Origin of the sequence: Kordiimonas lacus (assembly GCF_001550055.1) — a bacterium.
GTDB lineage: Bacteria > Pseudomonadota > Alphaproteobacteria > Sphingomonadales > Kordiimonadaceae > Kordiimonas > Kordiimonas lacus.
Genome location: NZ_LRUA01000010.1, coordinates 326,008 through 349,135, shown reverse-complemented (window position 1 = coordinate 349,135; position 23,128 = coordinate 326,008). Strand labels below are relative to the sequence as shown.

Here is a 23,128-nt window from a genome sequence, read left to right as displayed (position 1 = left end):
TCTGCCGACGACCCTGATTGAAGGACCGCCGAAGCCTTTCTTTGTCCCCAAGTGTCTGAAGATTCGAAATAAACCGTGACCAGAAGAAGGGTGATCCATGGCCGACGATCTTTTGAAATTCATTTCGATCGACCAGAAAATGCCGGAAAAGCGCAAAGCTGAAGACCGCGTTGGCGATTTTGATGAGGTTTACGCGCGCTACAATATTGAAGGCGCCAAGGAGCAGGCCAGCCGCTGCAGCCAATGCGGTGTGCCTTTCTGTCATATTCACTGCCCGCTGGGGAACAATATCCCGGACTGGCTGCGCCTGACGGCTGAGGGCCGCCTGGAGGACGCCTATGAAATGGCGGCATCCACCAACAACATGCCGGAAATCTGTGGCCGCATCTGCCCGCAGGACCGCCTGTGTGAAGGCAACTGTGTGATCGAGAAGGATTTCGAGAGCGTCACCATCGGCAGTGTCGAGAAATTCATCACCGACAACGCCTGGGACCAGGGCTGGATCAAGCCCATCACCCCGCGTGTGGAACTGAAGGAAAGCGTTGGCATCATTGGTGCGGGCCCGGCGGGCCTCGCGGCCGCCGAAGAACTCAGGAAAGCCGGTTTCCAGGTCCATATCTATGACCGCCACGACCGCGCCGGCGGCCTGCTGATTTACGGCATCCCGGGCTTCAAGCTTGAAAAGGATGTGGTGGAGCGCCGCACGGGTCGGCTGGAGCAATCCGGCATCACTTTCCATCTGGATTTTGAGGTCGGCGATGAGGCGGGCCTGAATGAGCTCCGTGAAAAGCATGACGCGCTTCTGATCGCGACCGGCGTGTACCGCGCGCGCGGCCTCAAGGTGCCGGGCGTCGGCCTTGGCAACATCCGCGAAGCGCTGGATTATCTGACCGCCTCCAACAAGGTGGGCATGGGCGACGATGTGCCGGAATTTAACGACGGCACCCTGGATGCCAAGGGCAAGAATGTGGTTGTGATCGGTGGTGGCGACACCGCGATGGACTGTGTGCGCACCGCCGTGCGTCAGGGCGCCAAGTCGGTGAAATGTGTGTACAGGCGCGACCGGGAAAACATGCCCGGCTCCGTCCGTGAAGTGCAGAACGCCGAGGAAGAAGGCGTTGAATTTGTCTGGCTCGCGGGCCCTGAAGCCTTTACTGGCGACGAGGTTGTCGAAGGCGTGCGCGTTTACGAGATGCGCCTGGGCGCCCCCGATGCCACGGGCCGTCAGGCGCCTGAGCCTGTGCCCAATTCAAGCTACACGCTGGACTGTGATCTGGGCATCCTGGCGCTCGGGTTTGAGCCCGAAGACCTGCCCGCCATGTTCGGTGCGCCCGAGCTGCGCGTAACCCGCTGGGGCACGGTGACGGTGGATCACAAGTCGATGATGACCAACCTGGACGGCGTTTTCGCCGCTGGCGACATCGTGCGCGGGGCATCGCTTGTTGTGTGGGCGATCCGCGACGGCCGCGACGCCGCCGAGAGCATCAAACAGTATCTTAAAGAAAAAGTGCGCCAAGTAGCGTAGGTCGAGGGAGTTTTATCAATGCAACAGTTTAACGAGCACGTCCCTGGCCCAATCGGTCTTTATGACCCGGTCGATGAGCATTCCTCCTGCGGTGTGGGCCTGATCGCGGCGCTGGACGGCAAGCCGAAGCGCGAAGTGGTACTGCGCGGCATCGAAGCCCTGAAGGCCATCTGGCACCGGGGCGCGGTGGACGCAGACGGCAAAACCGGCGACGGCGCGGGCATCCATGTGGAAATCCCGCAGGAATTCTTCAAGGAACATGTGCGCGCCACCGGCCACACGCCATCCGAAGGCAAGCTGGCCGTGGGCATGGTCTTCCTGCCGCGCGTTGACCTGCCGGCCCAGGAAACCTGCCGCACAATCGTGGAAAAAGAGATTCTGGCCCTGGGCTACACCATCTATGGCTGGCGCCAGGTGCCGGTTGATATCGATGTGATCGGCGAAAAGGCCGAGGCCACGCGCCCCGAGATCGAACAGATCATGATCGAGAACACCAAGGGCGCGAGCGAAGAGGATTTCGAGCGCGAGCTGTATATCTGCCGCCGCCGAATCGAAGCTGCCGTGATCAAGTCGCAGGTCGCTGACTTCTATATCTGTTCGCTGTCGTGCCGGTCTGTGATCTACAAGGGCCTGTTCCTGGCCGAGCAGCTGTCCACTTTCTATCCGGACCTCTTGGACGAGAAATTCGTGTCGTCCTTCGCGCTCTATCACCAGCGTTATTCCACCAACACCTTCCCGCAGTGGTGGCTGGCACAGCCGTTCCGCATGCTGGCGCACAATGGTGAGATCAACACCATCCGCGGCAACGTGAACTGGATGCGCAGCCACCAGATCCGTATGGCCTCCATCGCCTTCGGTGAGCATTCCGAAGACATCAAGCCGGTTGTGCCCAAGGGCGCGTCCGACAGTGCAGCACTCGACGCCGTGTTTGAAGTGATGGTGCGTGCGGGCCGCGATGCCCCGATGGTGAAAACCCTTCTGGTGCCCGAAGCCTGGACCAACAAGCAATCCATGCCGGACGCCCACCGCGCCATGTATGCCTATACCAACTCTGTGATGGAACCATGGGACGGGCCGGCTGCCCTTGCAGCCACCGATGGCCGCTGGGTTATCGCGGGGCTGGACCGGAACGGCCTCAGGCCCATGCGCTTTACCGTCACCAACGACGGCTATCTGATTGTGGGGTCCGAGACTGGGATGGTGGTTGTGGACGAGGAAGACGTGCTGGAGAAGGGCCGCCTTGGCCCGGGCCAGATGATCGCGCTCGACCTCAAGGAAGGCCGCTTCTATCACGACCGTGAAATCAAGGACAAGCTGGCCGCCAGCCAGCCGTTCGAAGACTGGGTCGAAGACATCCAGAAGATTGACGAACTGCCAGGCTTCCGTGGCCCGGAAGAGCCCGAGTTCACGGGGGATGACCTGCGCCGCCGTCAGATCGTATCCGGCCTCAGTCACGAGGATATGGAACTGATCCTGCAGCCGCAGGTGATGACGGCCAAGGAAGCCATTGGCTCCATGGGTGACGATACGCCGCTTGCGGTGCTGTCCTCGAAATACCGTAACCTCAGCCATTATTTCCGGCAGAATTTCAGCCAGGTCACCAACCCGCCGATCGACAGCTTGCGCGAACACCGGGTGATGACACTGAAGACACGCTTCGGCAACTTCAACAACGTGCTGGACGCCGGTCACACGCAGGCTGGTGCCATCGTGCTCGACAGCCCGGTAATCTCGAACCGGGAATGGAATACGCTGATCAGCCACTTCGGTGACGAAGCCCAGGTGATTGACTGTACCTTTGACGCCAAAGGCGGCGACGGCGCGCTCAGGGAAGCGCTGGACCGTATCCGGCGTGAAGCCGAAGACGCCGTGCGCGAAGGCCGCGGCCACCTGTTCCTGACAGACGAGAATATCAGCGCCGACCGCGCACCTGTGCCGATGATCCTCGCGGCGGGCGGCCTGCATACGCACCTTATCAACGAAGGCCTGCGTACCTTCACCAGCCTGAACGTTCGCTCTGCCGAATGCTTGGACCCACACTATTTTGCCGTGCTGATTGGCGCGGGCGCGACCACTGTGAACGCTTACCTGGCGCAAGACGCAATCGCGGACCGGCACGCCAAGGGCCTGTTTGGCGACATGGACCTCAATGAAGCCATCTGGCGTGCGTCCGAAGCCATCGACCAGGGATTGTTGAAGATCATGTCCAAGATGGGCATCTCTGTGATTTCAAGCTATCGGGGCGGGAACAACTTTGAAGCGCTTGGCCTGTCGCGGTCGCTGGTGGCGGAGTTTTTCCCCGGCATGCCGACGAAAATCTCCGGTATCGGTCTCGCGGGTATCCAGCACAAGGTGCTGGAGCAGCACGCCAAGGCGTTTGACGAGGAAGGCGCAAGCCTGCCTATCGGCGGCATCTACCGCTACCGCCGCGGCGGCGAAGTGCATGCCCATGACGGCCAGCTGATCCACCTGCTGCAAACTGCGGTCAGCCAGGACAATTATGCCAAATATCTGACCTATTCGCGCGGCCTTCATAACCTGCCGCCGGTGAACCTGCGTGACCTGATGGATTTCCGCCGCGCCGATGAGCCGCTGCCGCTGGATGAAGTCGAGTCGATCACCCAGATCAGGAAGCGTTTCATCACGCCGGGCATGAGCCTGGGGGCCTTGTCGAAAGAAGCACACGAAACGCTGGCCATCGCCATGAACCGCATCGGCGCCAAATCGGTGTCGGGTGAGGGCGGCGAAGACAGCAAGCGCTACAAGCCCTACGAGAACGGTGATAACGCCAACAGCCCGATCAAACAGGTGGCTTCCGGCCGCTTCGGGGTGACGGCGGAATATCTGAACGCGTGCGAGGAACTTGAAATCAAGGTGGCCCAGGGCGCCAAGCCGGGTGAAGGCGGCCAGCTGCCGGGCTTCAAGGTGACGGAAATGATTGCGAAACTTCGGCACTCCACGCCGGGTGTGACGCTGATTTCCCCGCCGCCACACCATGATATCTATTCAATCGAGGATCTGGCACAGCTGATCTACGACCTGAAGCAGATCAACCCGCGGGCGCGTGTGTGCGTCAAGCTGGTGTCCTCGGCCGGTATCGGCACGATTGCCGCTGGTGTTGCCAAGGCGCACGCTGACGTGATCCTGGTGTCCGGCCATTCGGGCGGCACGGGTGCAAGCCCGCAGACCAGTATCAAATACGCCGGTACACCGTGGGAAATCGGTCTCGCTGAAGTGAACCAGGTGCTGACGCTCAATGGTCTCCGCCACCGGGTGCAGCTCCGCACAGACGGCGGTATCCGCACGGGTCGCGATGTCGTGATCGCCGCATTGCTCGGGGCCGAGGAATACGGCGTGGGCACGGCAAGCCTCGTGGCCATGGGCTGCATCATGGTGCGCCAGTGCCACTCGAACACCTGTCCGGTGGGCATCTGTACGCAGGACGAAGACCTTCGGAAGAAGTTCGATGGCACGGCCGACAAGGTGGTGAACCTCTTCAGCTTTATTGCCGAGGAAGTCCGTGAAATCCTGGCCGAACTGGGCGTGGAGAGGTTGGATGACATCATCGGCCGCACGGACCTGTTGCATCAGGTCAGCCGCGGTGCCGACCATCTGGATGACCTGGACCTGAACCCACTTCTGGTGCAGGTGGGTGGCCGCAACAGGCGTGCTGTGTGCACGCTGGAGGGCCGCAACGAAGTGCCGGACACGCTGGATGCCCAGATGCTCGAAGACGCCAAGGCTGTGTTCAGCAAAGGCGAAAAGATGCAGCTGACCTATTCGGTGCAGAATACGCTCCGGGGTATCGGCACGCGCTTCTCATCCGAGATCACGCGCACCTTCGGTATGACCGGCCTCAAGCCTGATCATGTGACCGTGCGCCTGCGCGGGTCTGCCGGCCAGTCGCTCGGCGCCTTTGCGGTGCAGGGCCTGAAGCTTGAAGTAGCAGGCGACGCTAACGATTATGTCGGCAAGGGCCTTTCTGGCGGTACCATTGTGGTGCGGCCGTCGAACCGGGCGTCGTTCAATTCGAACGACAATACCATCATCGGCAACACGGTGCTGTATGGCGCCACCGCAGGCAAGCTGTTTGCGGCGGGCCAGGCCGGTGAGCGCTTCGCGGTCAGGAACTCGGGCGCGACGGTCGTGGTTGAAGGCTGCGGCGCCAACGGCTGCGAGTATATGACCGGCGGTACGGCGGTGATCCTGTGCGGCGTTGGCGACAACTTCGGCGCGGGCATGACCGGCGGCATGGCCTTCGTTCTCGACGAAGAAGGCAAGTTCGAAGAGCATGTGAACGAGGAAACGGTGCTTTATAACCGCTTGTCTTCCGCACACTGGGAAGCCGTCCTCAAGGCATTGATTGAAGAGCATGTGGCGGAAACCCACTCCCGTTGGGGTGCGACGGTGCTGTCGAACTGGGAAGCCAAGCGCGGTTCTTTCTGGCAGGTTGTGCCCAAGGAAATGGTGAACCGCATCGAGCATCCGGTGAGCGACGCGCCAGCTGAGGAAGCCCTGACTGCTTGATCAGGCGACCAGACAAGAGCGCCTGTCAAACAACAGCCTCAATTTTCGACCATCTTACCCCCGGGGGAGCAACCGCTTCCCCGGGGTTTTTCACGGTCGCTCGCGTTTTCCGGATTGGCGGCGCGCCCACCATCGGCTAATAAGGGGCTGTTATGCCAATACTTTATCATCACTGGCTTAGTCCTTCTGCGCGCTTTGTGCGCGCGCTTCTGGTTGAGAAGCGCGTGGCCTTTGAGCTGCGCCTTGAGAAGGAGTGGGAGCGCCGTCCGGCTTTCCTCGCCCTTAACCCGGCGGGCGAAGTGCCTGTGCTGGTGATGGATGACGGCCACGCCTATTCGGGCACCATGGCCATCGCCGAATATCTTGAAGAGGTGATCCCCGAACCGCCGATGCTGATCGGGGACGCGGAGGACCGGTATGAGATCCGCCGCCTGACCGGCTGGTTCCACAACAAGCTGGGTACGGAAGTCACGCGCCACACCGTGTCGGAAAAGCTGTTCAAGCGGTTCCTGAGAATGGGTGAGCCGGACTCGGAAGCCATCCGCTGCGCCTCCCATAACTTGAAGGTGCATCTGAAGTATATCTCCTACCTGTCGGAGCGGCGTCATTATCTGGCGGGCCCGCAGTTCACCATGGCTGATGCCGCCGCCGCGGCGCATATCTCGGTGGTCGATTATTTCGGCGATATCAACTGGGAAGACTGGCCGCAGGTGAAGGAATGGTATGTGCGGGTCAAGTCCCGCCGGTCTGTGCGCGCGCTACTTGAAGACCGTATCACCGGCCTCAAGCCACCCGCCCATTATTCCGAACTGGATTTCTAGATGCCAGGGGGTCCGACATCCGGGCCCGGCGATATCCGCGCCGCGCTTGAAGCCAAAGCCCGTGAGTTGGGGTTCGACGCCTTCGGCATCACCCGCGCGGAAACCAGCGACAAGGTTGTCGAGGGCCTCAGGAATTTCGTTGCGCTGGACCGGCATGGCAGCATGGCTTGGATGAAGGAGCGCCTGCATCACCGCGAAAGCCCCACCAACCTGTGGCCGGAAGCCAGAAGTGCCATCATGCTGGGCGTCAATTATGGCCCGAAGGATGACCCGCGCCTGCTGCTGGAACAGAAAGGTTTCGGCAATATCTCCGTCTATGCCCGCGGCAAGGATTATCACGACATCATCAAGAAACGCCTGAAGACGCTCGCGCGCTGGATGGTGGAAACCTGGGGGTGCGAGCTGAAGGTGTTTGTGGACACCGCACCCGTGCCGGAAAAACCCCTGAGCGCCGCCGCCGGCCTTGGCTGGCAGGGCAAGCACACCAATATGGTCAGCCCCGAGTTCGGCAGCTGGCTGTTCCTGGGTGCCATCTATACCACCATGGAACTGCCGCTTGACGGCCCGCACCGGGACCAGTGCGGTAGCTGCCGCGCCTGCCTGGACGCCTGCCCGACCGACGCTTTCCCGGCGCCCTATGAGATCGACGCCCGGCGCTGCATCAGCTACCTGACAATCGAGCACAAGGACCCAATCCCTGAGGAGTTCCGCCGCGCGCTCGGCAACCGCATCTATGGTTGCGATGACTGCCTCGCCGCCTGCCCGTGGAACAAGTTCGCGCAGACGTCAGCTGAAGCCGCCTTCCACGCCCGGGTCGAGCTGGGCGCCCCCGCGCTTGAGGATCTGGTCGCGTTGGACGACGCCACCTTCCGCGAGGTCTTCTCCGGCAGCCCGATCAAACGCATTGGCCGCGACCGGTTTGTCAGGAACGTGCTGTATGCCATCGGCAACTCGGGCGATGCGGGCTACCTCACGAAAATAGCGGCGCTCAAGGACGACCAAAGCCATGTTGTGCGCGATGCTGCCGAATGGGCATGGGACACGTTGCAAAATGAGGGGGAATGATATGAAGAAGCTTTTGGTAGCCAGCCTGATCCTGGTAGCAGCTATTTTGGGCGGGCTCTGGACATTTGCTCAAGTACCGGCGAAGCCGTCCATCACCATGGTCGCTGAGGTGGTGAAGCTTGAGGATGTGCCGGGCGGCAAGGGCCGGCGGCTGATCACTGTCCGCTTCGCAGACGGGCAGGAACGCACCATCGAGACGCTCGCACCCTTCTTTTTCAAGCCGGGCTACAAGGCCAAGGTGGGCATTTTTGAGCGTACGCTTTTCCCGGATGTCTATGACATCGTCAGCGACAGCATCGATTAAGTCAGCTTAATCCAGCTTCATGATCGTAGTAGGCGCAACTTCCGCGCCTTCGCGCACGAAACCGCCGGGTTCATATTTCGGCCACTGGCTGCCAGCAACAAAATAAAAGCCGTCCGGGGCGCTGACGCCCAGCGTGGGTTCATCGAAGGTGGGCAGGGCTTTTGCCTTGACCGTAACATCGGTTACCGACTTGCCGTCTGCCGACAGGGTCAGGGCGAGGATACGGTGGGGCGTCACGCCATTCTGGATCGCGATCAGGCTGTTGCCGTGGCGCGCCAATCCGTCGATGCCGTGCAGGCTCACATCTGCGGGAGCGCCGAGGAGCGTGATCTGGCCGCTTTTCCTGTCCAGGTGCCACAGGCCCCGGCCATAGTCCGCCAGGATCAGGTGCCCATCCGACGTTTCAGCCAGCCCCTGCGGGCTCATGAAGCCGTCATGGGCAAACAGCGGAAACAGGGTGTCGCCGGTGATCTGGTAAACTTGCCCGCCTTTGGCGTCTGAGGCGAAGATCGCGCCGTCTTGGGTGACCGTGATATCCGCGAGCTGCTGGTTTTCCGTACCGCCTGGCAAGGTCCAGACGTCTTGGATGTCGCCGGTGTCCGGGTTGATGCGGGCGATACCTGTCTGGCCTTCGCCTTCCGTGTAGCCGAACGTCTGCTCCATATGGGCAAAGGTGGCATAGAGGCTGCCGTCATGGAAGGTCATGCCGAAGAAGCTGCCAAACTCATGCTGCTTGGCGTCAACGATTTGGACCGGCCCCGTGGCGTCCATGCGGACGATCTCGCCCGACACTACCGTGCCGAAATAGAAGCGCCCCTGGCCGTCACGCGCAATGCCTTCCACAAGGCGAAATTCTGTCGGCAGCATGAATTTGGTCGTTGCCGACCCTTGCGCGGCGAGGTTGGCCTCGAATTGTTTTTCAAGTGCTGCCGCTTCGTCGCCCAGCGCGTTTTTGAGTGCGAGCCGGATATCCGCGCCCGGCGCAATGCCCATGGCGGCATAACGTTTCGCTGCCTCCATGGCGTTTTCCCTGTTGCCCGTTTCCGCTGCCAGATAGGCGATATAGCCCAATAGGAGCGGGTGGTTGGGCCGGTGCCTGAAGGCTTCTTCCATATGGGTGAGGGCGGTTTCAAGGTCGCCCTCGCGGAAGGCTGCGACGCCTTTGTTGCGGGCCTCCTGGCTGGCCTCATAGGCCGCGTCGGTTTCAAGGAAAAGGTCGGTCGCGGTGGCGGCGCTCGCCAGCACGACAGCAAAAATGAAAATGCCCAGGATATGTTTCATGGAACACATCCTAGGCACAATTCTTTCAGTCCGCCAAGACTGTCTTTGGATCAGGCCCTGTATCAGGCCCTGCGCTTCAGGGTGTCGAAGCCGCCGCCGGCCTTTTTCGGGCGGGCCGTCTTGGCAAAGGGCTTGCTGCCCCTGCTTGAGCTGCTTTTGGCGGGCTTGCCTTTGGGTTTGCCCAGAGCGGATTTGCCTTGGGCGGATTTGCCTTTCGCCGGCTTGCCAAATGCTGGCTTGCCTTTCGCTGGCTTGCCGGATGCGGGCCTGCCTTCTGCGCGGGTATCCCGTGTGTCACGGGTGTCCTGGGCAGGGCGGCTCTTGAGCGGCTTGCCAGCCGCCTTGGCGGCAGAGCTTTGACCCTTGCGGTGTTTGGTCTGTTTGCCAATTGGCGTCCGGTCCTTGCGGTCCTTGCGCTTCTTGGTGGTGCCTTCCGGGCGATCGCCGAACGGGCGCTTCTGCACCTTCGCCTTGCCTTTGCTTGGCTTGGCCTGCTGCGGGAACGGATGATCGTGGTCGATCTCGATCCGCATCTTGATGACGCGCTCTACAGCCTGCAGCAGGCGGAACTCGTTCTTGGAGCAGAAGGTAAAGGCTTCGCCGCTTTTACCGCCGCGGGCCGTGCGGCCAATCCGGTGGACATAGCTTTCGGCTTCAACCGGCACATCGATGTTGAACACATGGCCGATGTCCTTGACGTCGATACCGCGGGCTGCCACGTCGGTCGCCACCAGGAAGTCGATATTGTCGTTGCGGAACGAGCGGATGATACGCTCGCGCTGGCGCTGCTGCTTGTCGCCGTGGATCGAGTCCACCTTCAGCCCATGCGCTTCCATAACGGCGGCCAATTCGTCGGCCTCACGTTTGGTGCGCACAAAGACCAGCGCTTTATAGACGCGTTTTTCTTCAATCATGTGCAGCAGCAGGTCGTGCTTGTCGTGGCGGGCCACGAACATCACCTTGTGGGTCAGGTTGTCGGCAACGGTTGCCTGCGGCGTGATCTCGACACGCGCTGGGTTCTTCAGCAGCGTGGCCGAAAGGTCCTTGATTTTCTCATTCAGGGTCGCGGAGAACATCACGCTCTGGTGCTCGCACCGGATATTGGCGGAGATTTTGCTGACATCGTCAACAAAGCCCATGTCCAGCATGCGGTCGGCTTCATCCAGAACGAAATATTCAACCTCATCCAGATAGATGTTGCCTTGTTTCATGTGATCCAGCAGGCGGCCCGGGGTCGCGACCAGGATATCTACGCCGCGGCGCAGGATATGGATTTGGGTGCGGTATGGGGCGCCGCCAAAGATGGTGCAGTTCCTGAGCTTGGTATGGCGCGAGAAGGTCTTGATCGCATCCGTGATCTGGATCGCCAGCTCACGGGTCGGCGCCAGGATCAGCGCACGAGGCATGCCGGGTTTCGGGTGCTCGCTATTCTGCATCAGGCGTTCGATCATCGGCAGCACAAAGGCGCCGGTCTTGCCGCTACCTGTCTGCGCGAGGCCAACTACATCGCGACCGCTCAAGAGGAGCGGGATGGTTTGAGCCTGGATTTCAGTTGCAGTGGTAAAGTCTTCCTGGACGAGCGCGTCCAGTACTGGCGCGCTCAGGCCGAGCGTGGCGAAGTCAGTCATTCAGTTTTCCTAACACGGTTAAGGCAGGCCATGAGGACTGCCGCATTCATTCCGAATGAACGCCTTTTCCTCAACCGGGGCAGGAGACCAACTGGTCTTATCGCTGACTGGGCATGTGCGACTGTCGCACGGAAACTTCGTTCAATCACTTGCCCATAACAGCCGGGCATTCTCGCGCAACATGCGCGCGCTGCGGCCACAAATGGCCCGCAGGTTGGCGCGGTCTATGACGGGTTTTGCGCCCAGAGTCAAGAAATGCTTTTTACCTGAAGGCTTGGTGGCCGTGGATCAGCGGGCGCTTGCGACCGTTGTTGAGGCCTGCTTGAGCGGCGCGGATACCGCCCCGACGATCGGGCCGTGGCCATAGTCATCCTGCAGCAGGATGGCGACATGGTCGGCCCCGGCGCCCAGGCCGTCAGCCGGGTCAAGCGTCAGCATGGCGGCGTCGCCTTTCCAGTCCATCAGGATGTCGGAGGCGCGGACAACATTGGTATAATGCAGCGACCGGCCCTGGTTTTCACCGTCACCGATCTGAACTGTGGCATCAGACAGGAACCAGACCACGCGCACGGACACCATGTCACCCACGTCTGCTGCAGGCAGGGTCAGCTGCAGCTTGCCGTCCGGCGCTTCTGCGAGGGTCGGGTTGATTACGGGACGCTCAACAGCGCGCGCTTTTTCAATGGACATGCGCACTTTTTCAGGCTTGGAGCCCACGCACTGGATGCGGCCATCAAGGATCATCTGCGGCGTAAAGACACCGCCGCGACCGAGGCGCTTGTTATAGGCAGCCTGCCGCACGGCATTGTGCGGGTGGGCGAACGTGTCTTCCCAGCCCAGCCGGTCCCAATAGTCAACAGGCCAGGACAGTGTCAGGATACCGGGGCGCCCGCGCAGGCTTTTGAGCGCCGCGTCAGCCGGCGGGCAGCTTGAACAGCCCTGGCTGGTGAACAGCTCGATCACGGTCAGGCGGGGGGCTTTCGCATCATCCGCCTGAACGGACGCAGCCTGCAGGCCAAGCAAAAGGGCACTAGAGAACAGAATTTTGAACCAGTTTTTCATGCTTCCAACTTAACGGCGGCCCGTCTCACTTACCAATCACCTGTGTGTGAGCCTGTCCCTATAGCGCAATTGGACTTGGGATTGAATTATTTTATTGCACCCTGTAATGCTGGGCCTGAGCCGGTGCGCAATACATGAAGAAACGTGCCTAAATCGACTTTTCTGGGGACTGGATGCATGCAACCGCGCCCGCGATTGAAGTTATCTCAAGCTGAAACAGAGCCGAGGCAGTTTGGTACGTCCCATGTCTTTGACCTGAACGAAGGGTTGCCGGCGCTGGATCGGTTCAACGACATCATCGCCCTGTTTGACGAAAAATGGGATGGTAAAACCCTGCCGCAGCGGCTGGATTACCGGTTTCAGGATTTGCGGGGATGGCATTCCCATTTTGCTTTGACGGAAATGAACAGCGATCTTTCAGACGGCAGCTTTCGCATTATGGGCAGCAATTTCGCGCAATTGTTTGGCGGATCGATCACGCAGGGAAGCCGGTTGAGGGACGCCCGTACTGAGCGGGTTGGGGCGCTTATCAGTTTCTTTGGCCGGCTGCTGAACACCCCAGCCATGGGGTATTTCAACGGACGGCTTGGCTATGACGGCCGCGAGCATGTCAATCTGGAGGTGCTGGATATCCCGGCAACCGACAGGCACGGCGAGCTTCGCTATATTCTTTCTTTCGCGCGCGGCATTCGGGCGTAAAGGACAAAAAAGGGCGACCCTGGGGCGCCCTTTCAGATTCTCACTTCTTCGACCAAGGCTATTCTGCCGCGAGGCGCCTGAGCACATAGTGCAGGATGCCGCCGTGCTGATAGTAGCTCACCTCGTCATCGGTATCGATGCGGCTCATGACGGTGATTGACTTGCTGGTGCCATCCTCATAATGGATGGTCACTGCCACGTCCTGGCGCGGCTTGATGGTGCCTTCGATACCAGTGATATCGAACACTTCGGTGCCCTTGAGGCCCAGGCTTTCGCGGCTGTCGCCTTCCTTGAACTGCAGCGGCAGCACACCCATGCCCACCAGGTTGGAGCGGTGGATGCGCTCAAAGCTTTCCACCAGAACCGCTTTGACGCCCAACAGGATGGTGCCCTTGGCCGCCCAGTCGCGGCTGGAGCCTGTGCCGTATTCCTTGCCGCCGACCACCACCAGCGGCGTGCCGGTTTCCTGATATTTCATGGCGGCATCGAAGATGCTCATCACATCACCTGACGGCTGGTGCGTGGTCCAGCCGCCTTCGGTACCGGGCGCCATCAGGTTCTTCAGGCGGATGTTGGCGAAGGTGCCGCGCATCATCACTTCATGGTTGCCGCGGCGGGAACCGTATGAGTTGAAGTCGGCTTTCGCCACGCCTTTGGACTGCAGATACTGGCCGGCGGGGCTGTCGAACTTGATGGCGCCTGCGGGCGAGATATGGTCGGTGGTGATGCTGTCGCCCAGAAGCGCCAGCGGGCGCGCGCCGATGATGTTCCGGGTGGGCGCCACGTCCGTGCTCATGCCCTGGAAATAGGGCGGATGCTGGATGTAGGTGGACTTGTCGTTCCACACGTATGTCTTGCCTTCGGTCACCGGCACGGCCTGCCATTCCGGCGTGCCTTCAAAGACATTGGCGTAGCGTTCGATGAACATCTCGCGGGTCAGGGCCTTTTCAATCTCGGCCTTGACCTCCGCGTTTGATGGCCAGAGATCCTTGAGGTAGACATCCCGGCCGTCGGCGGTTTGGGCGATTGGGTCCTTGGCCACATTGATTTTCATCGATCCCGCAAGGGCATAGGCCACAACGAGCGGCGGCGAGGCCAGATAGTTGGCCTTGATGTCCTGGCTGACGCGGCCCTCGAAGTTCCGGTTGCCCGACAGGACACTGGTACAGACCATGTTGTTTTCATTGATGGCTTTCGAGATCGGCGGGTCCAGCGGGCCTGAGTTACCGATGCAGGTGGTGCAGCCATATCCCACAAGGTTGAAGCCAAGGGCGTTCAGATGTTCTGTCAGGCCCGCCTTGTCCAGATAGTCGGTCACGACCTGGGAGCCGGGCGCGAGAGAGGTTTTCACCCACGGTTTGCGCTTCAGTCCCAGCTTGTTGGCTTTTTTGGCCACAAGGCCGGCTGCTACCAGAACGTCGGGGTTTGAGGTGTTGGTGCAGCTGGTGATGGCCGCGATACAGACATCGCCGTGGTTGAGCGTATAGTCTTCGCCGTCCACCTTATAGTCAGTGTCGTCGCCCTTCTTGCCGAAGCTTTCAAGGACGTCTTCGAACGCTTCTGCGGCGACAGCAAGCTCCACCCGGTCTTGCGGGCGTTTTGGCCCCGCAAGCGACGGCTTGACCGTGGAGATATCCAGTTCAAGCGTGTCGGTGAACACCGGTTCGGGTGACTTTGCGTCGCGCCACAGGCCCTGTTCCTTGGCATAGGCTTCCACAAGCGCGAGCGTATCCGCGTCGCGGCCCGTGAAGTTCATATAATCCAGCGTGCGCTGGGAAATCGGGAAGAAGCCACAGGTGGCGCCATACTCGGGCCCCATGTTGGCGATGGTTGCCTGGTCCGCGAGCGTCAGCTCATCCAGCCCATCGCCGTAGAATTCAACGAATTTGCCCACAACGCCCTTCTCGCGCAGCATCTGCACCACGGTCAGCACCAGGTCTGTCGCGGTGATGCCTTCCAGTAATCTTCCGGTCAGCTTGAAGCCGACAACCTCGGGGATCAGCATGGAGACGGGCTGGCCCAGCATGGCGGCTTCGGCCTCAATGCCGCCGACGCCCCAGCCCAGAACCGCGAGGCCGTTGATCATGGTCGTGTGGCTGTCGGTGCCCACGCAGGTGTCCGGATAAGCGATGGTGCGGCCGCCTTCCTCACTGGTCCAGACGGCCTTGGCGATATATTCGAGGTTCACCTGGTGGCAGATGCCGGTGCCGGGCGGCACGGCATTGAAGTTATCCAGCGAATTCTGGCCCCACTTGAGGAACTCGTAGCGCTCGGCGTTGCGCGCCATCTCCAGGTCGACATTCTGCTTGAAGCTTTGCGGCGTGCCGAATTTGTCCACCATCACGGAGTGGTCGATCACAAGGTCACACTGGGCCAGAGGGTTGATCTTTTCCGGATCGCCGCCCATCTCGGCCATGGCTGCGCGCATGGCGGCAAGGTCCACCACGGCAGGCACGCCGGTGAAATCCTGCATCAGCACCCTGGCCGGGCGGTAGGCGATCTCATGGTCTGAGCGGCGCTTCTTCTGCCAGTCTGCCAGCGCCTGGATATCCGCGGTGGTCACGCTGGTGCCGTCCTCAAAGCGCAGCAGGTTTTCCAGGAGAACCTTCAGGGTGAAGGGCAGGCGCGAGACGTCGCCAATCTGGTCCGCTGCAGCCTTCAGGCTGAAATAGTCATACTCTTTATCGCCGACCTTTAGCGTGCGGCGGGTTTTGAGTGTGTCTTTTCCGATTGTCGTCATGTGATCAAGACCTCCGCTTAAAGAGTTTAACATAGGCCGATTATACGCCTGGAACAGGGCAAAAATTGGCAGAAAACTTATGTTTTTCGGGCCGAACCATCTTGCATGCAGGGGCATGTTGAAATAGTATGCGCGCCGGCCCGCTTTTCCCACGTTCGGCAACCACTCCTGCCGCCCGGGTTTCAAGCTTCTTCTAACACTTTTTTGTCAGGATAGTCATGGGTTTGTACACCGAATATTTGAACGAGATCGAAACTCGCAAAAACCAGGGTTTGAATCCGAAGCCCATCGATGATGGCGCGCTCGTCAAAGAGCTGATCGCCCAGATCACGGATACAGGCAACGAGCACAGGAAACAGTCGCTCGATTTTTTCATTTATAACACACTGCCGGGCACCACGAGCGCCGCGGGCGAAAAAGCCGCCTTCCTGAAGGATATCATCCTCGGCAAGGCCGTTGTTGCGGAAATCACACCGGACTTTGCTTTTGAGCTTCTGTCCCACATGAAGGGTGGCCCATCGGTTGAAGCCCTGCTTGATCTGGCGCTCGGCGACGATGCAGCCACCGCGAAGCAAGCCGCAGACGTCCTGAAATCCCAGGTCTTCCTTTATGAAGCGGATACGGACCGCCTTGCTGCCGCCTATAAGGCCGGCAACGCAGTCGCCAAGGACCTCCTGGAAAGCTACGCCAAGGCAGAGTTTTTCACCAAGCTTCCGGACATCGATGAAGAGATCAAGGTTGTGACCTACATCGCCGCGGAAGGCGATGTGTCGACAGACCTACTGTCGCCAGGTAACCAGGCGCACTCTCGCTCTGACCGTGAGCTGCACGGCAAATGCATGATCTCTGAAGAAGCCCAGGCTGAAATCCAGGCGCTGCAGAAACAGCACCCGGACGCCCGCGTAATGCTGGTGGCCGAAAAGGGCACCATGGGCGTGGGCTCAAGCCGTATGTCCGGCGTGAACAATGTGGCGCTCTGGACCGGCAAGCCGGCCAGCCCTTACGTGCCGTTCGTGAACTTTGCGCCGATTGTTGGCGGCACCAACGGCATTTCGCCGATCTTCCTGACAACAGTAGGCGTGACCGGCGGTATCGGCCTCGACCTCAAGAACTGGGTCAAGAAGCTGGACGCTGACGGCAAGCCGGTTCTGGACGCAAACGGCGATCCGGTGCTGGAGCAGGTTTATTCTGTTGAGACAGGCACGGTTCTGACGATCAACACCAAAACCAAGAAGCTCTACAGTGAAGCGGGCGACGAGCTTGTTGATATCTCCTCCGCGCTGACCGCGCCGAAGGTTGAGTTCATCAAAGCCGGCAGTTCCTACGCAATTGTGTTTGGCAAGAAGCTTCAAAGCTTTGCTGCCGACATGCTGGGCATTGAAACACCTGCTGTTTACGCGGCGTCGAAAGAAGTGTCGCACGCGGGCCAGGGCCTGACGGCGGTTGAGAAAATCTTCAACAAGAATGCTGTTGGTTCCACCCCGGGCAAGGTGCTGCACGCGGGCTCTGACGTGCGCGTGAAGGTGAACATCGTGGGTTCCCAGGACACCACAGGCCTGATGACCTCGCAGGAACTCGAAGCCATGGCGGCGACTGTGATCTCCCCAACCGTGGACGGGGCTTACCAGTCCGGCTGTCACACGGCGTCTGTGTGGGACAAGAAAGCCCAGGCGAACATTCCGAAGCTGATGAGCTTCATGAACAAGTTCGGCCTCATTACCGCGCGCGACCCAAAGGGTGTTTACCACCCCATGACCGACGTGATCCACAAGGTGCTCAACGATATCACAGTTGATGATTGGTCTGTGATCATCGGCGGCGACAGCCACACCCGTATGTCCAAGGGCGTGGCCTTTGGTGCCGACAGTGGCACAGTGGCGCTTGCGCTCGCGACCGGTGAAGCCACCATGCCGATCCCGGAATCGGTGAAGGTGACCTTCAAGGGCACGCTCAGGGACTATATGGATTTCCGTGATGTGGTGCACGCGACCCAGGCGCAGATGCTGAAACAGTTCGGCGACAATGTGTTCCAGGGCCGTGTGATCGAAGTGCATATCGGTACGCTTCTGGCGGACCAGGCCTTCACCTTCACCGACTGGACGGCGGAGATGAAAGCCAAGGCATCGATCTGTATTTCCGAAGACGATACGCTGATCCAGTCGCTTGAGATCTCGAAGCACCGCATCCAGATCATGATCGACAAGGGCATGGACAATGACGCCAAGACCCTCCAGGGCCTGATCGACATTGCCAACAAGCGCATCGCCGAGATCAAGTCTGGCGAGCGTCCGGCCCTGCGGCCTGACGACAACGCGAAATATTTCGCCGAGTTCGTTGTGGACCTGGACCAGATCGTTGAACCGATGATCGCAGACCCGGACGTGAATAACGCGGACGTATCCCGCCGCTATACCCACGACACCATTCGCCCGGTATCTTTCTACAAGGGCGAAAAACAGGTGGACCTGGGCTTCGTTGGTTCCTGCATGGTGCACAAGGGCGATATGAAAATCGTTGCCCAGATGCTCAAGAACCTGGAGAAGCAGGGCGAAGTCAAGTTCAAGGCGCCACTGGTGATCGCGCCGCCAACCTACAATATCGTTGACGAGTTGAAGGAAGAAGGTGACTGGGCCGTTCTGCAGAAATACGCAGGGTTCGAATTCGATGATGACGCGCCAAAAAGCGCGGCACGCACCGAATATGAAAACATCCTGTATCTGGAGCGTCCGGGCTGTAACCTCTGCATGGGTAACCAGGAAAAGGCATCCAAGGGCGACACGGTGATGGCAACATCCACGCGCCTGTTCCAGGGCCGTGTTGTGGAAGACAGTGACGAGAAGAAAGGAGAAAGCCTTCTGGCGTCAACGCCGGTTGTGGTGCTGTCCACCATCCTGGGCCGCACGCCCAAGCTTGAGGAATATGAAGCCGCGGTTGAGGGCATCAACCTCACCAAGTTTGCGCCGCCGCTTGGCAAACCACCGGTGACGCATCAGCTTTAAGGCTTCTGCCACTCGGCTGAATGCCTGAATGAAAGATAGACCGGCAGTGTGCTTTGTGCGCTGCCGGTTTTTTTCTGCGTTACCGAAAACACCGCAATTTCTTCATGGGTTTGCCTTATTTCGGCGTGACATTGGTCGTGTCGGAAAAAGGAAAAGACCAATGACAGACTTGATGGCGATGGACCTGATTATCTTCCCCCTGTTGATCACGCTGACGATCGGCGGCCTTTGGTATGCCCGCGCGCAGGCAAAAATGGCATCGGGGTTCATGATGGGTACCTGGAAGCGCCGGTGACCGCCTTGCGGCTGCTGGCCTTTGTGGGCCTGGTCCTGCTGCAGGCGTCAGCGGCGGTTGCGGCACCCTATCCCTGGCTCGAGGATGGCGGTCAGGCAACTGAAACCCTCAAAGCCCGACACCCGGCCCCTGCGGGGTTCGAGCGCGTCGCGGCCACTCCCGGCAGCTTCGCATACTTCCTCAGGCACCTGCCCATGAAGCCCACAGGCACGCCGCTTCGCCTTTATGATGGCAGCAAAGTGGCCTGGCCCGCCTACGCTGGCGCGATCATTGATCTGGACCTGGGCCCCAGAGACCTGCAGCAGTGTGCCGACACGCTGATCCGCCTCTATGCCGAATATCATTACGCCCAAGGCAGCGCGGAAACCCTTTCCTTCAACTTCACCTCCGGCGACACGTTTCCCTATGCCGACTATTTGTCTGGCCGCCGCCCGGTGGTGGCGGGCCGCAAGGTCTTGTGGCAGCAGGAGGACGCGCGCGACCATGGGCGAGACGCCTTCCGCCGCTGGCTGGATACCATTTTTCTCTATGCCGGAACCGCGTCCCTGGCGCGGGACTTCCCGGGTGTAAACCTCAAGGAGGCCCGGATCGGGGATCTGTTCATCGGGCCGGGTTTCCCGGGCCATACGGTGATGATCGCCGACATGGCGGTGGACGGCGCGGGAAAGCGCAAGATTCTGCTGATCGAAGGCTTTTCGCCTGCGCAGGATGCCCATGTCTTGAGGAATCTGCTGCCCTTCTCGGATGGTGACTGGTATGATCTCACGAACGGCGAAGACCTGATCACACCGGTGTGGCGGTTTACGCCGCGCCAGCTGCACCGAATGGAATAGGGCTGGCTGCGGGATCATCGATGGGGGGCATGATGTTCAGGATAATCTCAATCTTTGTTGCGTTTGCTGTCAGTGGCCTGTTTATGCAGGGTGCTGTCTCGGCATCTGACGAACCGCTCCTTTCGATATACAAGCGCGACCCCTGGCTGATGGTGATCGGGTCTGATTCGCCCGTTTTCAGCTATTATCCAGACGGCACGATCATATTCATGAAGGATGATGACGGTTATTTCACCGCCAATATCGAGGGCACGTCCAGCGAGGCAAGCCTGAAGGCGCTCATGGAAGCGATGCAGCATCGGGAGAAAATGGTGAGGGTCGCATCGGCAACCGATCAGCCCAGTTATGAGTTCTTTGTACATGACGAAAAGGACTGGAAGGCGGCAGCTATCTATGGCGCTTTCGATAAAGCCAGCTTAGATGCACGTCGGGAAAGGTACCGCGAGTGGTTCGAAGAAGAATGCAGCGACAATAACAGCAATGACCGATGCGCCCGCGTTGCACAGATAATCGAGGACGAACCGGACCTGCCTGCGGACATTATTGATCTGTGGGACTTTGCCATGTCGGGACATTGGGAACATGCGGAGCCGTGGACGCCCAGCCATCTGGAAGTGATGTTCTGGCCTTATGAATATGCCCCTGGAAAGTCCATTGAATGGCCAGAAGCATGGCCAGGGCTAGATCACACAACCACGCTTGAACGTAGGGAGGATTCGTTCAGCGTCTATCTTCCATCCTCGGAGGCGGAAGCATTTGAGGCATTGGTAAAATCAATGCCACCCAAAACGGCTGTATTGATTGATGGGCGCAAGATGGCCGTATCCTACCGTTTGCCCTTTCCGCATGAAGTGCCCAGTGGCGAGGAAGGTGAATGACGATGCGCTATATGGTGATTGAAAAATTCAAAAATGGCGCAGGGCCGGTTTACGAGCGGTTCAATACGCACGGCCGGATGATGCCGCTGGGGCTGGAGTATATCGACAGCTGGCTCACGGAAGACAAAACAGTCTGCTACCAGCTGATGGAGGCGAAGGACCCGGACCTGTTCAAGGCCTGGACCGACAAGTGGGCTGATCTGGTGGACTTTGAGATCATTCCGCTGGCCACAGAGCGCAAGCCCTAGCGCAGGCTGGGAAGCAGCTCCTTGAGGGCGCCCGTCCGCTCCATATCGTCAAGGCGTATGTTGATGTGGCTGATCAGGTCCGCCACATCGCCGCCGGACCAGCACATCATGCTTTCTTCGAGCTCGAGTAACGTCAGTGCTGGGTCGTAGGCGAAGCGTGCAGCTGATTTTTCCTGCATCAGCGCCACATCGTTATCGTAAGCGAACACATGGCCTACCCGGCTCTGTTCAAGGAGCGACAGCGCCTCCTGGGCCGTATCCACCTTGACGAAATCGCTGGCCTTGAGGACGTCCGAGTGGAAGCGCAGGTCGAAAAACAGCACCTGATCGACGGCGATTGTTTGCCCCTTCAGGTCCGCCAGGCTATGGGCGGGCTCATCCCCGTCGCGCGTAAGGGCATGAACCTTCAGTATGTTGAAGGGTGTGGAGATATGCAGCGTTGACCAATCCGTCTTTGATATGGCGGTATCGCGGGGCCTCTGGTGCCCGGGTGCGCTGACGCCGCCGAAAACACATTGATGCTCAAATCGCAACCACTGCCGCGGCCCCCTGTAGCCGGGCAGAATCTCGACGCTTGTTGCCACAGGCGAATCCTCAAGCAACGCATCAAGCAGCCGGTTATAGGGCAACTGTTTGTCCGGTTCGATCAGCCCCGGCATTTCCTGAACCACGACGGTGACCGGCGTGTCAGCGTGCGCTGCCCCAAGCGTATCGGCCAGCGCGACAAGGAAACCGAGAATGATCGTAAATCGCCCCATCTGGTCAGTCTACGCTTCAGGCGTCGGGTACGTCTGCCTGGACCGAAAGCGCGTGGATCTGCTCTTTCATCTCGTCCGCCAGGGCCTTCATTACCATGCGCTGGCGCGCCAGCCGGTTCTGGCCTTCAAACGCCTTGGATTTGATCACCACGCGGAAATGGCTTTCACCGCCCTCGCGGTATCCGGCATGCCCCCGGTGGCCCTCTGACTCGTCAATCACCTCAAGATATGTGGGTGAAAGGCTGTCATTCAGTTTTTTTTCGATTCTTTCGGTGACTTTGCCCATAAACGCCTTATTTTCTCTACACAAAAGGTTGAAGAATTTTCGCCTATTTCCAGTGGTTTTCGGTTGACCCAAGGGGCCCGAGACCCCACTGGTAATGCAAATGCTCATTCTTTAGAATGGTTATCAAGAGTTTTTAAGACAAGAGGATGTCTCGTATGAGTGCCGCAACTGCTGAAAAGCTGCCCAATCTGACGCTTCCGGAAAACAAGGTTTCCGTGCGGGAGACGTTTGGGCTCGACCTGGATATGGAAGTACCGGCATTCGAAGAGCGGAACGAGCATGTCCCTGATGTTGATGAAGCCTATGTGTTTGATCATGACACCACGCTGTCGGTGCTGGCGGGCTTTGCCTTCAACCGCCGGGTGATGATCCAGGGCTATCACGGCACAGGTAAATCCACACACATCGAGCAGGTTGCGGCGCGCCTCAACTGGCCCACAATCCGTGTGAACCTCGACAGCCACATCAGCCGGATCGACCTTGTCGGCAAGGACGCGATCGTGCTTCGGGACGGCAAGCAGGTGACAGAATTCCAGGAAGGTATCCTGCCCTGGGCGCTCCAGTCACCGACCGCAATCGTGTTTGATGAATATGACGCCGGCCGCCCGGACGTGATGTTCGTGATCCAGCGGGTGCTTGAGGTTGAAGGCAAGCTCACGCTTCTGGACCAGAACCGAGTGATCCGCCCCCATCCGGCTTTCCGGATTTTTGCGACCTCCAACACCATCGGCCTTGGCGACACCACAGGCCTCTATCACGGTACGCAGCAGATCAACCAGGGCCAGATGGACCGCTGGAATATCGTGGCGACACTGAATTACCTGCCGCACGATACGGAAACCGAGATCATGCTGGCGAAAGAGCCCAGCTACAACACGCCTGAAGGCAAGGAGATCATCTCCAACATGGTGCGCGTGGCGGACCTTTCCCGTGCGGGCTTCATGGCCGGTGACATCTCAACGGTGATGAGCCCCCGGACGGTCCTGACCTGGGCGCAGAATGCCGCGCTCCTCGGTGGTGATGTGGCGTTCGCCTTCCGCGTCAGCTTCCTCAATAAATGCGATGAAGCCGAGCGTCCGATTGTGGCCGAGTATTTTCAGCGTTCGTTCGGGCAGGACCTGAAGGAAAGCGCGTCCAATCTTGTGATGGGTGGTGCGTCCTAAGTACCGCCGGAGTAGT

General features: G+C 59.5%; 18 protein-coding genes. 12 read left to right on the top strand and 6 right to left on the bottom strand.

Annotated features, from left to right (window positions below; translation table 11 throughout):
* Positions 1 to 97: 97 nt before the first annotated feature.
* The 5 genes from KORLAC_RS16455 (at position 98) to KORLAC_RS16435 (ending at position 8,242) form a co-directional block, all read left to right on the top strand.
* Complete coding sequence (locus tag KORLAC_RS16455) at positions 98 to 1,525, top strand: NAD(P)-dependent oxidoreductase (protein ID WP_068308567.1); 1,428 nt, start codon at positions 98 to 100, stop codon at positions 1,523 to 1,525.
* An 18-nt stretch (positions 1,526 to 1,543) separates the two neighbouring features.
* Positions 1,544 to 6,052, top strand: a complete 4,509-nt coding sequence (gene gltB / locus KORLAC_RS16450; protein WP_068308565.1) for a glutamate synthase large subunit — start codon at positions 1,544 to 1,546, stop codon at positions 6,050 to 6,052.
* 152 nt (positions 6,053 to 6,204) lie between these two features.
* Positions 6,205 to 6,873 carry a glutathione S-transferase family protein gene (locus KORLAC_RS16445; RefSeq protein ID WP_068308563.1) on the top strand — a complete coding sequence of 223 codons (669 nt, stop codon included), beginning with the start codon at positions 6,205 to 6,207 and terminating at the stop codon, positions 6,871 to 6,873.
* Positions 6,874 to 7,938 carry a tRNA epoxyqueuosine(34) reductase QueG gene (gene queG, locus KORLAC_RS16440; RefSeq protein WP_068308561.1) on the top strand — a complete coding sequence of 355 codons (1,065 nt, stop codon included), beginning with the start codon at positions 6,874 to 6,876 and terminating at the stop codon, positions 7,936 to 7,938. It begins immediately after the preceding gene.
* A gap of 1 nt (position 7,939) precedes the next feature.
* Positions 7,940 to 8,242 carry a hypothetical protein gene (locus tag KORLAC_RS16435; RefSeq protein ID WP_068308559.1) on the top strand — a complete coding sequence of 101 codons (303 nt, stop codon included), beginning with the start codon at positions 7,940 to 7,942 and terminating at the stop codon, positions 8,240 to 8,242.
* Between the two features lie 6 nt (positions 8,243 to 8,248).
* On the opposite strand, the gene KORLAC_RS16430 is transcribed toward KORLAC_RS16435, so the two are convergent.
* From KORLAC_RS16430 to KORLAC_RS16420, 3 genes are all read right to left on the bottom strand, one after another.
* The gene (locus KORLAC_RS16430) at positions 8,249 to 9,523 is read right to left on the bottom strand and encodes a hypothetical protein (RefSeq protein WP_068308558.1); all 1,275 of its coding nucleotides are present in this window, start codon (positions 9,521 to 9,523) and stop codon (positions 8,249 to 8,251) included.
* 62 nt (positions 9,524 to 9,585) lie between these two features.
* Entirely contained in the window at positions 9,586 to 11,151 is a 1,566-nt protein-coding gene (locus tag KORLAC_RS16425; RefSeq protein WP_068308557.1) for a DEAD/DEAH box helicase, read from the bottom strand.
* A gap of 288 nt (positions 11,152 to 11,439) precedes the next feature.
* Complete coding sequence (locus KORLAC_RS16420; RefSeq protein WP_068308555.1) at positions 11,440 to 12,213, bottom strand: DUF1223 domain-containing protein; 774 nt, start codon at positions 12,211 to 12,213, stop codon at positions 11,440 to 11,442.
* Between the two features lie 177 nt (positions 12,214 to 12,390).
* On the opposite strand from KORLAC_RS16420, the gene KORLAC_RS16415 reads away from it, so the two are divergent.
* The gene (locus tag KORLAC_RS16415; protein WP_068308553.1) at positions 12,391 to 12,912 is read left to right on the top strand and encodes a hypothetical protein; all 522 of its coding nucleotides are present in this window, start codon (positions 12,391 to 12,393) and stop codon (positions 12,910 to 12,912) included.
* Positions 12,913 to 12,970: 58 nt separating this feature from the next.
* Here the strand turns inward: KORLAC_RS16415 and acnA are convergent, their stop codons facing one another.
* Positions 12,971 to 15,652: an aconitate hydratase AcnA gene (gene acnA / locus KORLAC_RS16410; RefSeq protein ID WP_068308551.1), complete on the bottom strand. Its 2,682-nt coding sequence runs from the start codon at positions 15,650 to 15,652 to the stop codon at positions 12,971 to 12,973.
* Positions 15,653 to 15,870: 218 nt separating this feature from the next.
* Here acnA and KORLAC_RS16405 point away from each other — a divergent pair, with 218 nt between their 5' ends.
* The 5 genes from KORLAC_RS16405 to KORLAC_RS16390 all read left to right on the top strand — a co-directional run bounded on the left by KORLAC_RS16405 (position 15,871) and on the right by KORLAC_RS16390 (position 20,905).
* Positions 15,871 to 18,651, top strand: coding sequence for a bifunctional aconitate hydratase 2/2-methylisocitrate dehydratase (locus KORLAC_RS16405; RefSeq protein ID WP_068308549.1), 2,781 nt, complete (start codon positions 15,871 to 15,873; stop codon positions 18,649 to 18,651).
* A gap of 160 nt (positions 18,652 to 18,811) precedes the next feature.
* Positions 18,812 to 18,946 (top strand): hypothetical protein, encoded by a 135-nt coding sequence (locus tag KORLAC_RS19205; RefSeq protein WP_277620384.1) that lies wholly within the window; start codon positions 18,812 to 18,814, stop codon positions 18,944 to 18,946.
* Entirely contained in the window at positions 18,943 to 19,779 is an 837-nt protein-coding gene (locus tag KORLAC_RS16400) for a DUF4846 domain-containing protein (RefSeq protein WP_068308547.1), read from the top strand. The genes KORLAC_RS19205 and KORLAC_RS16400 overlap by 4 nt, the downstream gene beginning before the upstream one ends.
* Positions 19,740 to 20,657: a hypothetical protein gene (locus tag KORLAC_RS16395; RefSeq protein WP_139167394.1), complete on the top strand. Its 918-nt coding sequence runs from the start codon at positions 19,740 to 19,742 to the stop codon at positions 20,655 to 20,657. The genes KORLAC_RS16400 and KORLAC_RS16395 overlap by 40 nt, the downstream gene beginning before the upstream one ends.
* A complete protein-coding gene (locus tag KORLAC_RS16390) occupies positions 20,654 to 20,905 on the top strand; it encodes a DUF3303 domain-containing protein (protein WP_206594993.1) in 252 nt (83 codons plus the stop codon). The genes KORLAC_RS16395 and KORLAC_RS16390 overlap by 4 nt, the downstream gene beginning before the upstream one ends.
* On the opposite strand, the gene KORLAC_RS16385 is transcribed toward KORLAC_RS16390, so the two are convergent.
* A complete protein-coding gene (locus KORLAC_RS16385) occupies positions 20,902 to 21,663 on the bottom strand; it encodes an ABC transporter substrate-binding protein (protein WP_068308543.1) in 762 nt (253 codons plus the stop codon). The genes KORLAC_RS16390 and KORLAC_RS16385 overlap by 4 nt on opposite strands.
* 16 nt (positions 21,664 to 21,679) lie before the next feature.
* The gene (locus tag KORLAC_RS16380; protein ID WP_068308541.1) at positions 21,680 to 21,949 is read right to left on the bottom strand and encodes a BolA family protein; all 270 of its coding nucleotides are present in this window, start codon (positions 21,947 to 21,949) and stop codon (positions 21,680 to 21,682) included.
* Positions 21,950 to 22,104: 155 nt separating this feature from the next.
* Here KORLAC_RS16380 and cobS point away from each other — a divergent pair, with 155 nt between their 5' ends.
* Positions 22,105 to 23,112 carry a cobaltochelatase subunit CobS gene (gene cobS, locus KORLAC_RS16375; protein WP_068308539.1) on the top strand — a complete coding sequence of 336 codons (1,008 nt, stop codon included), beginning with the start codon at positions 22,105 to 22,107 and terminating at the stop codon, positions 23,110 to 23,112.
* The last annotated feature ends 16 nt before the right edge of the window (positions 23,113 to 23,128 follow it).

Coding starts and splice junctions, on each gene's coding strand:
- KORLAC_RS16380 (WP_068308541.1), bottom strand. CDS start 21,949: ATGGGCAAAGTCACCGAAAGAATCGAAAAAAAACTGAATGACAGCCTT.
- KORLAC_RS16430 (WP_068308558.1), bottom strand. CDS start 9,523: ATGAAACATATCCTGGGCATTTTCATTTTTGCTGTCGTGCTGGCGAGC.
- KORLAC_RS16420 (WP_068308555.1), bottom strand. CDS start 12,213: ATGAAAAACTGGTTCAAAATTCTGTTCTCTAGTGCCCTTTTGCTTGGC.
- acnA (WP_068308551.1), bottom strand. CDS start 15,652: ATGACGACAATCGGAAAAGACACACTCAAAACCCGCCGCACGCTAAAG.
- gltB (WP_068308565.1), top strand. CDS start 1,544: ATGCAACAGTTTAACGAGCACGTCCCTGGCCCAATCGGTCTTTATGAC.
- KORLAC_RS16425 (WP_068308557.1), bottom strand. CDS start 11,151: ATGACTGACTTCGCCACGCTCGGCCTGAGCGCGCCAGTACTGGACGCG.
- KORLAC_RS16415 (WP_068308553.1), top strand. CDS start 12,391: ATGCAACCGCGCCCGCGATTGAAGTTATCTCAAGCTGAAACAGAGCCG.
- KORLAC_RS16405 (WP_068308549.1), top strand. CDS start 15,871: ATGGGTTTGTACACCGAATATTTGAACGAGATCGAAACTCGCAAAAAC.
- queG (WP_068308561.1), top strand. CDS start 6,874: ATGCCAGGGGGTCCGACATCCGGGCCCGGCGATATCCGCGCCGCGCTT.
- KORLAC_RS16385 (WP_068308543.1), bottom strand. CDS start 21,663: ATGGGGCGATTTACGATCATTCTCGGTTTCCTTGTCGCGCTGGCCGAT.
- KORLAC_RS16455 (WP_068308567.1), top strand. CDS start 98: ATGGCCGACGATCTTTTGAAATTCATTTCGATCGACCAGAAAATGCCG.
- KORLAC_RS16390 (WP_206594993.1), top strand. CDS start 20,654: ATGACGATGCGCTATATGGTGATTGAAAAATTCAAAAATGGCGCAGGG.
- cobS (WP_068308539.1), top strand. CDS start 22,105: ATGAGTGCCGCAACTGCTGAAAAGCTGCCCAATCTGACGCTTCCGGAA.
- KORLAC_RS19205 (WP_277620384.1), top strand. CDS start 18,812: ATGACAGACTTGATGGCGATGGACCTGATTATCTTCCCCCTGTTGATC.
- KORLAC_RS16435 (WP_068308559.1), top strand. CDS start 7,940: ATGAAGAAGCTTTTGGTAGCCAGCCTGATCCTGGTAGCAGCTATTTTG.
- KORLAC_RS16445 (WP_068308563.1), top strand. CDS start 6,205: ATGCCAATACTTTATCATCACTGGCTTAGTCCTTCTGCGCGCTTTGTG.